Origin of the sequence: Dactylosporangium sp. CA-092794, from assembly GCF_050948465.1 — a bacterium.
Taxonomy (GTDB): domain Bacteria; phylum Actinomycetota; class Actinomycetes; order Mycobacteriales; family Micromonosporaceae; genus Dactylosporangium.
Genome location: NZ_CP192044.1, coordinates 6088597 through 6102442 on the forward strand (window position 1 = coordinate 6088597; position 13846 = coordinate 6102442).

Sequence of the window (13846 nt, forward strand, 5' to 3'; positions counted from 1 at the left end):
TGGCCGATCGAAGGTCATGACCCCGTTGCGAAACCAATACGATACGACGACGCCATCCCGCGTCAACAGAACCGAAACGTCGGCCGGCGGGCCGGGCAGGCACATGCGAGGAAGGGCCGGACATGGATGTCGCGGTCGCCGACGACGGCGCGCTGTTCCGCGAGGGGCTGCAGATGCTGCTCACCGCCGCGGGGCACACCGTGGTCGGCGGCGTCGAGGACGGCGACCAGCTGCTCGACCTGCTGGAGCGGACCGCGGTCGACGTGGCGATCCTCGACATCCGGATGCCGCCGGGGCCGGAGGGCGGGCTGGACACCGCCGCGCGCATCCGCCGCCGCCATCCCGGCGTCGGATTGCTGCTGCTGTCCCAGCACGCCGAGGCGCACTACCTGTTCCAGCTGCTGGAGGTCGGCACCGAGCGCATCGGCTACCGGCTCAAGGACCAGGTGGCCGGGGTGGCGGTGCTGGGCGACACGCTGGTGCGCATCGCCGCCGGCGAGATCGTGATCGAGCCGGTGCTGGCCGCGAACCTCGTCAACCGGCCCGGTCCGGCCGCTCCGGGCCCCCTGGCCGAGCTGACCGAGCGGGAGCGGGTCGTGCTGCGGCTCATGGCCGAGGGCCGTTCCAACGCGGGCATCGCCACCGAGCTGTTCGTCTCGGTCAAGTCGGTCGAGAAGTACATCGCGAGCATCTTCACCAAGCTGGGCCTGTCCGCCGAGCCGGCCGCGCACCACCGGCGGGTGCTGGCGGTGCTGGCCTACCTGCGCTCGAATGGGGCAGGCTGAGCCCATGGACCCGACCGCGGACGTCGGCGGCGAGCGCGCCGCCGAGCCGGCCCGGCCGCCGCTGGCGGTGCTGGCCCGGCTGCTGGCGCAGGAGCCGGCCGGCGCGGCGGGCCGCCCGGGCGATCCCGTCGGGGGCTACCGGCCGGTGATCCGGGCCCTGCTGCGCAACGCGGCCCGGGGCTGCGCCGCGCGCCAGGCCGAGCTGTGGCTGGCCGGCGATCCCGTCGGCGGCACGGAGGGCCCGCTGTGGCGACCGGTGCTGCGGTGGCGGGCCTGGCCCGCGGTGCCGGCCGGCGGGCGGCGCGCGGGGGTGGCCGACCCGGCGCTGGTCTCCGGCCTGGACGGTGTCGCCGCGACCGTGGAGGTGCCCGCCGCCGGCTCCCGGCCCGCGCTGCTGGTGCTCGCCCACCGCGACGGCGACGGACTGCGGCCGCGGGAGCTGGACCTGCTCGGCGAGACCGCGGTGTGCCTGGGCCTGCTGCTGCGCGAGGCGACCGCGCGCGGCGCCGCCGAGGCGGCCCGGGCCGGCAGCGGCCGGGCGCTGCAGCGGGTGAGCACCACGCAGCTGGAGCTGTCCACCGTCCAGGCCGTGGAGCGGGACCGGCTCGCCGCCGCGGTGACCACCACCTCCGGCCGGCAGCTGCGGGCGGTCATCGGCCACACCACGGCGCTGGAGGCGGCGCTGGGGTCCGACGGGCCCGGCGCCGCCGCGATCGCGGCCACCATCCGCGCCGCCCTGCAGGAGATGATCGAGCAGTTCCGGGCCGTGGTCCGCGGGGTGTATCCGCAGGTCCTGCGCGGCTCCGGGGTGGCCGCCGCGCTGGCCGAGATGGCCGGGGCACTGCCGGTGCCGGTGCACTTCCACGGCGACCTCGGCCGGCGCCAGGGCTGGGAGGTCGAGTCGGGTCTCTACCAGGCCGCCGCGTCGGCCGTGACGGCGCTGTGCGCCGCCGGCGGCGACCAGCCGATCCGGGTCGACCTGGCGCGCGACGGCGACGTGCTGACGATCCGGCTCGAGCGGGCGGGCCAGCGCCCGGAGCGGGTCGGCGCCGACCTGCGCGACGACACGCGCCGGCTGGCCGCGCTGGGCGGCCGGCTGCTGGTGTCGGCCCACCCCGCCGCCGCTACGGTCGTGGTGGACATCCGGCTGCCGGAGCGCTGGGGCGGCGGCCCGGCACCGGCCGCCGGCACCGGCGGCGCGGCCGGGACGCCGGCGCAACGGCTGCGCGACCTGCTGCTCGCCACGCTCGGCACGCCGGCCGACGGGGCCGCGGTGCGGGCGGCCGTCGACCGGCAGGACGACCGGGTCCGGGTGGCCGTGCTCGGGCCGCGGGCGGGCGAGCTGGTCGACCGGCTGTGCGGCCGCGACGCCGACCGGCCGTGGCCGGCCCCCGCGCTGTCCTACCAGGACGGCCCGGCCGAACAGATCACCGTCGACCCGGCCGGCCCGGCCCCGCCGTGGCGGCGCATCCGCGTCCCCGGCTGGTCCGGGCTGGACCCGTCGGCGGCCGGCGACGAGCGGCACCTCGTGCTGCTGGAGAGCCCCGCGCCGGCGCTGCGCGGGCTGCGGATCACCCACCACCGGCAGCGGGTGGACGGGCGGCTGGCGGCGGCGCTGCGCGGCTGGTCGGGCACCGCGACCGGGCCGCCCGACGTGGTGATCCTCGCGCTGGACGAGCTGGTGACCGCGGCGCAGTCGGAGTTCCTCGGCGCGCTGCGCGGCCCCGCGCCGGACGGGTTCGTCCCGGTGGTCGTCTGCGCGCACGCGGCCGGCCCCGCCGCGCAGGACCGGCTGGCCGCGCTGTGCGACACCGTGGTCGGCTGGCCGCCGGGCGGCGACGCCGGCCCGGTCGAGCAGGCGCTGGACGGCTGGGTCCGGTCCTGGTCCGGGCTGCTGGCCGCCCGCTGGGCGCTGCGCGCGCTGGGCGCCGCGGCCGCCGCGGCGGGGTCGGACGACCGGTTCGGGCTCGAGGTGGAGGCCGCCGCCGCGGGCGCGGACGAGCTGACCGAGCTGGACCTGCTGGAGGCGCTGCGGGGCCGGCGGATCCGGTTGCCGCACGGGCACGACGACGCGCTGCGGCTGCTGGGCGCCCACGGCCGCGATCCGTGCGCCCGGCTCGGGCTGGCCGAGCCGGCCGGTGCGGCGCAGGTGCGCGGCGCGGCGGCGCGGGCGCTGTCGTTCTGGCGGACCCAGGCGATGCGGCCCGATCCCGCGGCGGCCGGCCGGGGCGCCTACGCCTCGCTGGTGCGCATCAGCGAGCGGCTGCTGACCGGCGCGGCCCACGGGTGATCCCCGGGGCGGCTCCGCTCAGATCGCGACGAATCCGCTGACCCGCGTGCCCGCGGCCGGGCTGGACCGCACGGTCAGCGTGCCGCCGACGGTGGCCAGCCGCTCCGCGAGCCGGCGCAGCGGCATCGGGCCGCTGACGTCGAAGCCCGGACCGGTGTCGGTCACGTCGAAGCTCAGCCCCCGCGCGGAGGTGCGCAGGGTCAGGGTGACCTTGGCGCCGGGCACGTGCTTGTGCGCGTTGCTGACCGCCTCCAGGCAGGCGAGGTAGACGGTGGCCTCCACCTCGGGCGGGTACCGGCGGCCGGTCAGCAGCGGATCGATGTCGAGGGTGAGCGCGTCCAGCGTGCCCAGGCGGGCCGCGAGCGCCGTGACCAGGCCATGGTCGGCCAGCGGCAGCGCGAGCAGCCCGGTGGCGGTGCTGTGCAGCACCTCCTCGGTGCTGGCCAGCAGCTCCTTGAGGCGTTGCAGATGCCGGGCCGCCTCCGCCCGGTCGCCGGTGCCGATCTGGTGCTCGACCAGGGCCAGCGACATCTGCAGCGCCACCATGTGGTGCTGGGCGCCGTCGTGCAGGTCACGCTCGAGGCGGTACCGCTGGCGCTCCATGTCCCCGGCGGCCCGCAGCCGGGCGTCGGCCAGCTGCGCCGCGCCGCTGCGCCGTAGCTGCTCGGCGTCGTCGGCGCGCAGCCGCGCGTGCAGCTCCGCGGCCAGCAGGCGGGTCACCGCGAGCAACTCCGGCCAGTCGCGCAGCCGCTGCGCGGCGGCCGGCGGCTGGGTCCGGACCTCGCCGAGCGGCTGGCCGCCCAGCTTCAGCCGGACCTGGGCCGGCGGCAAGCCGGCCCGCACGTGACCGGCGCGGTACTCCTGCACCCGGAACCCGGCCGTGGGGTCGAGCCCGGCCGGCAGCCACAGCGCGACGCGGACGTGGTCCGCGGCCAGGCCGGCGGCCAGGGCCTCGGCCAGCGCCAGGCCGAGGCGCTCCGGCGGGGCCTGGGCCGGCAGCGCGCGCACCGTCTCGGCCAGCCGTGTCACGACGTCGGTCTGGCCCGGTTCGCGGGAGCGTCCGGTTCGCTCGCGGCGGCGGAGCACCATGTCACTGTAGCGGCGGAGGGGGCGCCACCGGGTCAGGCGGCGCACGGGGTACGGTCGGCTAGCACCCGGCGGGCGGCGCGCAGGGCGTAGTGCACCCGGCTCTTGACGGTGCCCACCGGCAACCCGAGCGACTCGCCGATCTCGGCGGCGCTGCGCCCGTGCAGGTACACCTCGATCAGCGCGGCGCGGTGCTGCGGCCACAGCTCGCCGAGGACCTGCTCCACCAGCACCCGGTTCTCCACGCCCTCGGCCGGGTCGGCGAGGGCCACGGGCGTGGCGTCGTCGAGCGCCACCTCGGCCGGGCGGGCCTTGCGGGTGCGGTAGCCGTCCATGACCAGGTTGTGCACCACACGGCGCAGCCAGCCCAGGACCGGGCCGTGCTCGGGGGTGAGCTTGTCCAGGTGCCGCCACGCGCGGACGAACGCCTCCTGCACCGCCTCCTCGGCGCGGTGCGGGTCGCCGCCGGTCAGCCGCCGGGCGTACGTGATCAGTGGTTCGCGGTAGCTGTCCACCAGTTCGCGCAGGCGCCGGTCGCTGTCGGTGTGGGCGGCCGGTCCGTTGTCGAGCACCGAGTTCGTCATGCCTTGACAGTGCCGGTCGGGGGTACCGCGCCAACACGGTGCGTACCCGTCGATCGACGCGGGGTTTCCACCCGTTCGGGTGAGGGTTATCCCTACCCCGGCAACCGGCGCCGGTCGTGAACTCGGCGGGTCCCTCCCACCGTGTGGCAGACAGGACCACGTCGAGAGAGGTGCGCATGCCAGCAGCCAGCTTCCCCGAGGTCGGCATCGGGATCACGACGCACAACCGCGGCCCGGTGTTCCGCCAGGCGCTGGAGGCGATCCGCAAGTACGCGCCGAGCGGTGCGGCGATCGTGGTGGTCGACGACGCCAGCGACGAGCCGGTGGAGGAGGCGACCTACCGCTTCGAGGCCAACGCCGGCATCGCCCGGGCCAAGAACAAGTGCCTGGAGCTGCTGCTCGAGCGGGGCTGCACGCACCTGTTCCTGTTCGACGACGACTGCTGGCCGGTCGCCGACGGGTGGGAGCGGCCGTACATCGACAGCCCCGAGCCGCACCTGATGTACATCTTCACCGACACCCCGGTCGGCCGGCTCACCGACTCGGTGGAGGTGTACCGCGACGCCGAGCTCAAGGCCTACTCGCACCCGCGCGGCTGCATGCTCTACCTGCACCGCGGCGTGATCGACGCGGTCGGCGGCTACGACACCCGCTACGGCCGCTGGGGCTACGAGCACGTCGACCTGTCCAACCGGATCCACAACGCCGGGCTGACCTCGTTCCGCTTCGCCGACGTCGTCGGCAGCGAGCACCTGATCTTCAGCTGTGACGAACGCACCACGGTCGGCTCCAGCGTGCCGGCCCGGGAGCGTTTCCTGCTGGTGCGGGACCTCAAGACCCGCTACGAGTCCAGCCGCGGCTCGGTCGAGTACTGCGAGTTCCGCTCCCGCCCGGTGGGCCCGGCGGCGGCGACCAACGTGGTGCTGACCACCTACCTGACCGCGCAGCCGGACCCGCAGCGCGGCGGGGCCTGGACGCCGGACTACGAGCACCTGGCCGAGCTGCGGGCGTCGCTGCGCCGGCACGGGCGCCGGCTGGTGGTGCTGCACGACTGCCTCGACGAGCCGGACACCGAGCTGGTCACCCACGTGCGGGTGCCGGCCGGGGCCGCCGGCGCCTCGCCCTACTTCCAGCGCTGGCTGTGCTACTGGCGGTACCTGCGCGAGCACCCGGAGATCGACCAGGTGTGGTGCGTCGACGGCACCGACGTGGAGCTGCTGCGCGACCCGTTCCCGGAGATGGAGGACCGGCTCTACCTCGGCGACGAGCCCTTCCCGCTGTGCATGCCGTGGATGGTGTACCACCACGGCGGCAGCGAGACGATGCTGCGCTTCATGTCGGCCAACCGCGGCGTCCAGTTGCTCAACGCGGGCCTGGCCGGCGGCCGCCGGGAGGTCGTGCTCGACTTCTGCCGCGACGTGTTCGACTGCTGCGTGGAGCACGCCCGCGAGGCCGGCCCGGTCGACATGGGCCCGTTCAACTACGTCGCGCGCACCTGGTACGCCGGCATGGTCACGCACGGCCGGCAGGTCAACACCGTGTTCCGCACATACGACCGCGCCGCCACGGACTCGTGGTGGCGGCACAAATAGGACCGTGGCGGGGAGGGGAGTCCCGGTGAGGACGGACGTGGAACGGGATGCGGCGCCGGCGACCGGCGACGACGCGGCGGCCGACGGCGCGGTGCACGGCCTGCTGCTGCGCCTGGCCGGTCACCTGCCGGACCGGCTGCTGGCCGACGCGCGGGACCGGCTGGCCGGCGGCCGGCGGGCCGAGGCCGCCCGGATGGTGGCGTTCGAGGCCCTTGCCCAGCCGCTGCCGCTGGCCCCCGACGAGGAGGACCTCCTGCGCGCGGAGCTGACCGCCGATCCGTCCGGGCACGACCTGGCCGCCGCGCTGGCCGAGGTGCGCGGCGAGCGGGATCCGGGGCCGTGGCTGTTCCAGCCGGCGACGGCGCGGGCCGGCGGCGATCCGGTCGTGGCCCGCCCGCTGGACCTGACCGGTGCCGCCCCGGACGACCTCGACCCGGTGGACCGGGCGCTGGTGGCGTTCGCGCGCGCCACGCCCGGGGTGCGCGCGGTGTGGCGCGCGTGGCGCATGCCGGCCGGTTCCCACGCCTGGCACCCGCCGGTCCGGGTCGCGGCGCTCGCCGTCGCGCACACCACCGGCGGGCTGCCCGCGATCGAGGCCGGGGCGCGGGCGGCGATGGCCCGGGCCGGCGACGCCGCCGGCCAGGCGGAGGTGTGCCCAGCCGGCCTGGACAGCCCGTACTACCAGACGCTGGCCCGCTGCTGCGGCGCGCTGCTGTGGGCGGCCGACCCGCCGCAGCCGATCACCGTCGCGCCGGTGTTCGACGGCGCCGACCCGGACCGCGGGCCGTGGTTCGCCCCCGGCCGGCCGGTCGTGGCCGCGTCCGGCGAGCGGGACCGGCTGCTGGCGGCCCTGCGCGCCGCGCCCGTGGTGATCTGGACCAGCACCCCGATGGTCGACGTGTTCGCACCGCAGCGCGGCGCGGTGGTGCCGCGCCACCTGCGCAGCGACGGCCGCTGGGTCTGGACCGAGGCCGCCGCCTACTACCTGGAGCACTACGGCCTGGTGCCGCACCCCCAGCTGGTGGCACACCTGAACCGGCCCGGCCCGCGGCCGCCGGACGAGGTCGCGCTGCACCGGGTCATGGTCCTCATGTTCCGGCACGGCCCCGACTCGGCGGCCTGGTACCTGCCGGGCCCCGTCGTCGCACCAGCGTGACCGCCGGGCGCCGGGCCCGGCCGTGGACGCCGCCGGCGGCGGGTCAGCCGGCCAGGCGCGGGCGGAGGGCGTCGGCCCAGGCGGCGGCCATCTTGGAGTAGCCCGAGGCGTTGGGGTGCACGCCGTCGTCGAGGTCGCTGAGCTTCAGCGCCGCGTGCATGTCGACGAAGTGCACCTTCGGGCCGCGGCTCGCCACCAGGTCCGGGATCCGCGCGTTGAACGCCTGCACCCGCTCCTCGTACGTGCGCTGGTCCAGCGGCGTGATCGCGGCCACGTAGATGTCGGCGTCCGGCGCCGCGGCGCGGATGTGGTCGATGAGCTTGCCCAGCCGGGCGGGCGCCTCGGCGAAGTGGTAGTCCTGCACGGCGTCGTTCGTGCCGATGTGGAGCAGTACCACCGCCGGATTGGCGGCGTTGACCCAGGTGACCACGTGGGCGTCGATCTCGTCGATGCGCCACCCGGAGTGTCCCTCGTGGTCGCGGTCGGGCAGGCTGCGCGGGCCGCCCTTGGTGGAGCCGACGAAGTCGACCCGCGCGCCCATGGCGGTGAGGTTCTTCCACAGCGGCGCCCGGTACCCACCCGGCACGTTGCGCCCGTCGGTGATGGAGTCGCCGAGCGGCATGATCTTGACCACCGGCCGGTCCGGCCGCCCGGCCGCGGCCGGCTCGGACCCGGCGGCGCGGTCACACCCGGTCAGCAGCAGCGCGGCGGCCAGCAGCAGCGAGGTCGCTCGGTTCATGGGCCCGATTCTGCCCGACCGGCCCAAGCCGAAGTCTGTATGTGGCGGTAACGGCGGCGAAACAGCGGCGCGGTTGCATTGGGGCGCGGCGCCGTGGGCCGCCGGTGGGTGGTTCCCGCCTCCGCGGTGCCGGTTGAGGAGCCTGCACATGGAGGGCTACCCCGAGCATCTCGTCATCTCCGAGCATCCGGTGCTGCGCCGGTTCTGGTATGCGGTGTGTTTCGCCCGCGACGTGACCGACGCGCCGGTCGCCCGGACCGTGCTCGGCACGCGGCTGGTGGTGTGGCGCCCCACGCCCGGGTCGCCGGCCAGCGCCGCCCACGACCTCTGCGCGCACCGCGACGCGCCGCTGTCCAGGGGCTGGATCCGCGACTGTCACCTGGTCTGCCCGTACCACGGCTGGGAATGGGACGGCGCCGGACGCACCCGGCGCATCCCGCAGTTCCCGGACGCGCCGCACCCGACGAAGAGCGGCCTCACGATGGTGCTGTCCCAGGAGCGGTACGGCCTGGTCTGGGTGTGCCTGGACGCCGACCCGATCGCCGGCGTGCCGCCGCTGCCCGAGTACGACGACCCGCGCTGGCGGGTCGTGCCGGAGTACCGCTGGGACTTCGCCTGCACCGCCATGCACCTGCTGGAGAACAACTTCGACCCCGGGCACGTCGCCTTCGTGCACCGCAACACGTTCGGCAACCCGGACCGCCCGGAGCTCACCGACACGGTGGTGACCCGCGAGCCGTATGGTTTGCGCACCACCGGCCAGGTGCCGGTCGAGTCGCGCCCCGGCGAACTCGGCGCGACGGTCCGCACGACGGTGTCGAAGCTCTACGCCCCGTTCCACGGCCACATCCACATCACCTACCCGGACGGCCTGGAGCACCTCATGGTCAAGGCGATCACGCCCGTCGACGACGAGCACTGCATGCTGCTGCAGACCGTGCTGCGCACCGACGGCGAGGCGGAGCGGCCGGCGGCGGACATTCTCGCCTTCGACGAGAAGGTCGAGGACGAGGACCGCGACCTGCTCGAGTCGCTGCCGGCCCGCTTCCCGCTCGCACCGCACCTCAACGCCCACGCCCGCGCCGACCGCAACAGCCTCGCCATCCGCCGGCTGTGGCTCGAGCTCGTCACCGGCCGCTGGACGCCGACCTGGTAGCCCGCGGGGCCGGGATGGCGATCTTCTTGGCCTCGTACATCTTCGAGTCGGCGTGGGCGATCAGCGCGTCGGCGCCGAGGCCGTCCGGGCGGGTCCAGGCCACCCCGATGCTCGCCTTCGGGTGCAGCGGCTCGCCCTCGATGTCGACCGGGGCGGCCTCGAGCGCGGCGCCCAGGGCGGCGGCCAGGCGGGCGGCGTGGTCCTGGCGCGGCACGTCGCGGCAGACCACGACGAACTCGTCGCCGCCGAGGCGGCCGACCACGTCGCCGTCGCGGACGGCGGTGTGCAGGACGCGGGCCACGTGGCTCAGCACGAGGTCGCCGGCGGCGTGGCCGAAGCGGTCGTTGACCAGCTTGAAGTCGTTGAGGTCGACGAAGACGACGGCGGTGCCGCGCTGCGCCGCGGCCAGGGTCTCCGACAGCGCGGCCAGGGTGGCGGCGCGGTTGCGGCAGCCGGTCAGCTCGTCGTAGGTGGCGCGGCGGCGCAGCTCTTCGCGCAGCCGTACGTCCTCGGTCACGTCGGCGAGGCAGATGACCGCGCCCGCCACCTCGCCGTCGGCGGTGCTCAGCGCGCGGACCGTGGCGCTGGCCCGGCGCAGGCCGAGGTGCGGGTCGCGGTAGCCGTACTCGACGTCGGCGTCCCCGCCGTCGCGCAGCACCGCCGCCAGGGTGGCCTCGACCAGCGGGCGGTCGCCGGGCACAACCGCGGCCAGCTGCGCCTCGCCCAGCTCGCCGCCGACGACGGTGCCGACCATGTGGCCGCCGCGGGTGTTCTGGTACACCACCCGCCGCCGCGCGTCGATCTGCACCACGCTCATCGGCAGCGCCTCGGTGAGCCGGCGCATCAGCTGCTCGCTGGCCTGCAACGCCTCCCCGGCGGCCATCTCGTCGGTGATGTCGAGCATCTCGGCGAACACGCACGGGTCGTCGGGGTCGGCCAGCCGGTTGTGGTTGGTGATCTCGAACCACATGACCCGGCCGTCGCGGTGCAGGTGCCGCAGCCGGATCCGGCGGGCCTCGCCGGGCAGGGCGGAGAGCAAATCCATCCAGCCGGCGATGGCCCGCTGGTGGTCGTCGGGGTGGACCAGGTCGATCGAGCGGCGCCCGGCCAGTTCCGCGGCGCTCCAGCCGAGTACCCGGTGGATCTGCGGGTCGGCGTCGATGACCACGGCGACCTGGTCCTTGCGCAACGTGACCAGCCGGGGCCGGATCGCCTCGTGCTCCAGGGCGCGCACGGTGTCCTCGACCCCGGTCACGATCAGCGCGACGACGCCGAGGCGGTGGGTGACGTCGATCAGGTGCAGCCGGGCCGGCTCGGCGGGCCGCCCGCGGGGCCGGAAGCGGCAGTCGGCGACGCCGTCGGCCAGCAGCCGGTGCCAGGTGTCGACGATGAGCGGGTGGTCGTCGTCGCTGGCCAGGCTGAGCGCGGAGTACGGCCCCTCGATCGGGCGCAGGGCGGCGGCGCGCAGCTCGGCGGGAACCCCGACGAACAGCCCGTTGGCCCCGACCGCGCCGACGAAGGCGTCCGGGTGCTGCGCGAGGGTCGCCGCGAGCGCCGCGTCGCGTGCCGCCGGATCGATCCTGGGTTCGGCCATGACCCGACATCGGCCGCCCGTGCGAGAACTCAAGGGCTTCCGCGATTTCCGGGGTGCTGCCGGCCCGACTTGCCGGACTCGGCCCGGTTTCACCGCGCTCCTCGTCGCGGCCGGCCCCGCCAGGCCGGGCGCGATCCGTGATGCGGGGTCCCACGCGCGGGCGGTGCATGTGACCGTAAGTCTCCGCGATCATGCCGCACTCGGTCCTGACACCAAGGGTTTTTCATGATCGTGGAGTGCTGATGTACCCCCGTGTACCAGAAGTCTCCGGGATCATGGCAAACCCGGTGTGCGGTCACCGCGGGCATCATGATCACGGAGACATACGCCCGCCACGGTCGCATTTATCGGAAATTTCACCCGTCGGGTGATATGTCCGGAATGTTCGCGCTGTCGCACCGACCGGGGTTAGCGTCGATCACCGCTGTGCCTCACCGGCGGCCATCGACGCCCGGCCCGACTTGGCCCGGGCCGGCCCGACTTGGCCCGCGCCGGCCCGACTTGGCCCGCGCCGGCCCGACTTGGCCCGCGCCGGCCCGACTTGGCCCGGGTTGGCCCGCGCCGGCCCGGGGGGGGTGTCGCGGTCAGAGCGGGGCGGGGCAGGGCGGGGCGGGGCGGAGCGGGGCGCGTCAGGGCGGGGCGGTGGGGGTCAGGGTAGTGGGATCATCCAGGCGCCGTGCATCGCGGTGAAGGCCAGTGGGCGCTCGTCCAGGGCGACCACGTACGACACGATGCCGGCCGGTGGGGCCTGGGGCAGGTGGTCGGCGATGTGCGGGAAGACCGAGGCCATCTCCTGCGACAGCCAGTGGCCGTCGAGGGCGCGGACCTGCCGCACGAATGCGCTACGGGCCGGCTCCGGGACGTAGCCGAGCGCGGCCGTGTGGAAGACCACCAGGGTCGCGTCGGGCGGGGCCTGGGCGGTGAGCTCGTCCAGGCGGTCGTTGAGGTCGCCGGCCAGCAGGCGGGGTGGGTCGCGGCGGGCCAGGTCCAGCGCGGCGTCCAGCCGGGCCAGGCGCTCGTGCTGCTCCGGCCAGACCAGGGTGCGCAGCCAGCGGACGTCGTCCGGGTCGGTCACGTCGAGCGGGTTGAGGTCGATGCCCGCCCGCCAGGCCACCCGGACGGCGGCGCCGGTGACGGCGGGGAGCGGGCCGTCGACCCGGCAGCGCAGCCGGACCGGGGAGTTCTCGGCGCCGGCCGTGGTGGTGGCGGAGGCGGTGAGGTAGTCGTACCGATAAAGGTCGGGCAGCAGGCACAGGCCGGCCGACGCGCCGACCTCCAGCAGCGCCAGCGGCTGCGGCAGTGCGGCGAGGGCCGGATAAAGCCCGGCGCAGCGGCCGGGCTCGTTGGTCTGCGTGCGGCGCTCGAGCATCGTGGCCAGGACGGCGGCGCGGTTGTCCAGGACGGCCGCGCGGAACTGGGCGAACCCGCCTGGTGTCCAGCCGGCGTTACGGGTGGCGGCGAAGAGCAGGTTGGGCTGGCGCTTGGCGGGTGGCAGCGTGTCGAGCAGGCCGAGCAGGTCGTCGTCGCCGGCCACGCCCAGCGCGAGCCGCTCGTAGATGGGCGAGCTGCCCCGGGCGTGCGTCGCCGCGAAGGCGCGGTACTCCTCGGCCGTCCCCCATGTCGGCATACGTCGATGGTACCGGCGGACGGCGCCCGGGCGTGGTAGGAAGGGTCGGTGGAGCACGGCTACCTGCCGCCCGAGGTCGTGCGGGCGCAGGCGCTGGTCGCGGCGGCGCGGGAGGCGTGCGCCGTCGCCGAAGCCGCGGCCCGCGAGGCGGCCGAGCTGCTCGCGGCCCGCCGGGCGGCCAGGGCGGGCAGCCGGGCGTAGGCCCGAGACCTACTGCGGTGCGGGTGTGGTGACGGTGAAGGACAGGGCGGCCGGGGCGGGTAGCTGGGCGTAGGCCCGAGACCTACTGGGGTGCGGGTGTGGTGACGGTGAAGGACAGGGCGGCGCGGGAGATGAGCCGGCCCAGCCAGAACGAGACCACGACGCCGGTGACGCTGACGAATGCCGCCTTGAGTTCGGCGGGTACTCCGAGTGGCCGCACCAGCAGCGCGAGCGCGACGATGACCGCGTAGGCCGCGATGGCGGCGGTGCCGGCCACGGCGGCGATCCCGCAGGCGCGCCGCAGCCGGTCCGGCACCGGGTCGAGCCAGCCCCGGCGGACGGCGACGAGGCCGAGGCCGAACAGCGCGACGTACTGCGCCCACTGGCACAGGTGCAGCCCCAGCCAGCCGGAGCTGTTCAGCGGGAACCAGCCGCGGATGACGAACGAGCCGGCCGCCACCGCCGCCGACAGCGCCAGCAGCCGGGGCATGGTCAGCGGGGACGGGCCGGGCGGGCGGGGCTCGCGGCGCACGCTGCGCAGCGCGGCGTAGGCGAGCGAGAACACCAGCAGCACCTCGGCGAACCACAGCTGCTCGGCGTCGGGCGCGCTCCACAGCGGGTCGGGCGGGACGCCGACGGCGCGCTGCATGATGTACCGCATCGGCGGCCACAGCACGAACGTGAACGCGAGCAGCGGGACGCCGAGCCGCACGATCCGTTCGGCGGCGAAGCGGCCCGGCGTCTTGCGGTCCACCGACCCCGGCGTCAACAGCCCCGCGACGAGGAAGAACATGCCCATCGCGAACAGCGCGAAGGGGCCGAGCAGCCCCTCCAGCACGGCCGAGGTGAACGGCCGCAGGGTCGCCTCCCGCACGTCCGTGTAGACCCACGCCCCCGCGAACGTCGAGTAGCCGGCCCACGCGTGCCCGAAGATGACCCCGGCGACCAGCAGCACCTTCAGTCGGTCCAGGTACACCAGGCGCATCCGTTCACTGTGCACCCGGCCCCCGGCGCTTGCATACGCCTCGTTGATCAC

12 protein-coding genes are annotated in these 13846 nt (G+C 75.6%); 6 read left to right on the forward strand and 6 right to left on the reverse strand.

Going from position 1 to position 13846, the window contains the following annotated elements:
• Nucleotides 1-122: 122 nt before the first annotated feature.
• Together ACQPXD_RS25670 and ACQPXD_RS25675 are read left to right on the forward strand one after the other, a co-directional pair.
• Nucleotides 123-785, forward strand: a complete 663-nt coding sequence (locus ACQPXD_RS25670; protein WP_432842806.1) for a response regulator transcription factor — start codon at nt 123-125, stop codon at nt 783-785.
• 4 nt (nt 786-789) lie between these two features.
• Entirely contained in the window at nt 790-3075 is a 2286-nt protein-coding gene (locus ACQPXD_RS25675; RefSeq protein ID WP_432842808.1) for a hypothetical protein, read from the forward strand.
• A gap of 18 nt (nt 3076-3093) precedes the next feature.
• Here the strand turns inward: ACQPXD_RS25675 and ACQPXD_RS25680 are convergent, their stop codons facing one another.
• Together ACQPXD_RS25680 and ACQPXD_RS25685 are read right to left on the reverse strand one after the other, a co-directional pair.
• Nucleotides 3094-4104 carry a sensor histidine kinase gene (locus ACQPXD_RS25680; RefSeq protein WP_432842810.1) on the reverse strand — a complete coding sequence of 337 codons (1011 nt, stop codon included), beginning with the start codon at nt 4102-4104 and terminating at the stop codon, nt 3094-3096.
• Between the two features lie 92 nt (nt 4105-4196).
• Nucleotides 4197-4745, reverse strand: coding sequence for a sigma-70 family RNA polymerase sigma factor (locus ACQPXD_RS25685; protein WP_432842812.1), 549 nt, complete (start codon nt 4743-4745; stop codon nt 4197-4199).
• Nucleotides 4746-4921: 176 nt separating this feature from the next.
• On the opposite strand from ACQPXD_RS25685, the gene ACQPXD_RS25690 reads away from it, so the two are divergent.
• Together ACQPXD_RS25690 and ACQPXD_RS25695 are read left to right on the forward strand one after the other, a co-directional pair.
• Nucleotides 4922-6337, forward strand: coding sequence for a glycosyltransferase family 2 protein (locus ACQPXD_RS25690; RefSeq protein WP_432842814.1), 1416 nt, complete (start codon nt 4922-4924; stop codon nt 6335-6337).
• A 25-nt stretch (nt 6338-6362) separates the two neighbouring features.
• The gene (locus ACQPXD_RS25695) at nt 6363-7493 is read left to right on the forward strand and encodes a hypothetical protein (RefSeq protein ID WP_432842816.1); all 1131 of its coding nucleotides are present in this window, start codon (nt 6363-6365) and stop codon (nt 7491-7493) included.
• A gap of 43 nt (nt 7494-7536) precedes the next feature.
• On the opposite strand, the gene ACQPXD_RS25700 is transcribed toward ACQPXD_RS25695, so the two are convergent.
• Nucleotides 7537-8232 (reverse strand): SGNH/GDSL hydrolase family protein, encoded by a 696-nt coding sequence (locus tag ACQPXD_RS25700; RefSeq protein ID WP_432842818.1) that lies wholly within the window; start codon nt 8230-8232, stop codon nt 7537-7539.
• A 148-nt stretch (nt 8233-8380) separates the two neighbouring features.
• Here ACQPXD_RS25700 and ACQPXD_RS25705 point away from each other — a divergent pair, with 148 nt between their 5' ends.
• Entirely contained in the window at nt 8381-9388 is a 1008-nt protein-coding gene (locus ACQPXD_RS25705; RefSeq protein WP_432842820.1) for a Rieske 2Fe-2S domain-containing protein, read from the forward strand.
• On the opposite strand, the gene ACQPXD_RS25710 is transcribed toward ACQPXD_RS25705, so the two are convergent.
• Together ACQPXD_RS25710 and ACQPXD_RS25715 are read right to left on the reverse strand one after the other, a co-directional pair.
• A complete protein-coding gene (locus ACQPXD_RS25710) occupies nt 9360-10982 on the reverse strand; it encodes a diguanylate cyclase (protein WP_432842822.1) in 1623 nt (540 codons plus the stop codon). The two genes, ACQPXD_RS25705 and ACQPXD_RS25710, sit on opposite strands and share 29 nt — an antisense overlap.
• A 649-nt stretch (nt 10983-11631) precedes the next feature.
• Nucleotides 11632-12609: a DUF2332 domain-containing protein gene (locus tag ACQPXD_RS25715; RefSeq protein ID WP_432842824.1), complete on the reverse strand. Its 978-nt coding sequence runs from the start codon at nt 12607-12609 to the stop codon at nt 11632-11634.
• 48 nt (nt 12610-12657) lie between these two features.
• On the opposite strand from ACQPXD_RS25715, the gene ACQPXD_RS25720 reads away from it, so the two are divergent.
• A complete protein-coding gene (locus tag ACQPXD_RS25720; protein ID WP_432842826.1) occupies nt 12658-12810 on the forward strand; it encodes a hypothetical protein in 153 nt (50 codons plus the stop codon).
• An 82-nt stretch (nt 12811-12892) separates the two neighbouring features.
• On the opposite strand, the gene ACQPXD_RS25725 is transcribed toward ACQPXD_RS25720, so the two are convergent.
• Nucleotides 12893-13795, reverse strand: coding sequence for an acyltransferase family protein (locus ACQPXD_RS25725; RefSeq protein ID WP_432842828.1), 903 nt, complete (start codon nt 13793-13795; stop codon nt 12893-12895).
• Between the last annotated feature and the right edge of the window lie 51 nt (nt 13796-13846).

Bases quoted from the DNA above. Each gene is read 5' to 3' on its own strand.
- ACQPXD_RS25725 (WP_432842828.1), bottom strand. From the start codon at position 13,795: ATGCGCCTGGTGTACCTGGACCGACTGAAGGTGCTGCTGGTCGCCGGG.
- ACQPXD_RS25710 (WP_432842822.1), bottom strand. From the start codon at position 10,982: ATGGCCGAACCCAGGATCGATCCGGCGGCACGCGACGCGGCGCTCGCG.
- ACQPXD_RS25675 (WP_432842808.1), top strand. From the start codon at position 790: ATGGACCCGACCGCGGACGTCGGCGGCGAGCGCGCCGCCGAGCCGGCC.
- ACQPXD_RS25700 (WP_432842818.1), bottom strand. From the start codon at position 8,232: ATGAACCGAGCGACCTCGCTGCTGCTGGCCGCCGCGCTGCTGCTGACC.
- ACQPXD_RS25690 (WP_432842814.1), top strand. From the start codon at position 4,922: ATGCCAGCAGCCAGCTTCCCCGAGGTCGGCATCGGGATCACGACGCAC.
- ACQPXD_RS25715 (WP_432842824.1), bottom strand. From the start codon at position 12,609: ATGCCGACATGGGGGACGGCCGAGGAGTACCGCGCCTTCGCGGCGACG.
- ACQPXD_RS25705 (WP_432842820.1), top strand. From the start codon at position 8,381: ATGGAGGGCTACCCCGAGCATCTCGTCATCTCCGAGCATCCGGTGCTG.
- ACQPXD_RS25685 (WP_432842812.1), bottom strand. From the start codon at position 4,745: ATGACGAACTCGGTGCTCGACAACGGACCGGCCGCCCACACCGACAGC.
- ACQPXD_RS25670 (WP_432842806.1), top strand. From the start codon at position 123: ATGGATGTCGCGGTCGCCGACGACGGCGCGCTGTTCCGCGAGGGGCTG.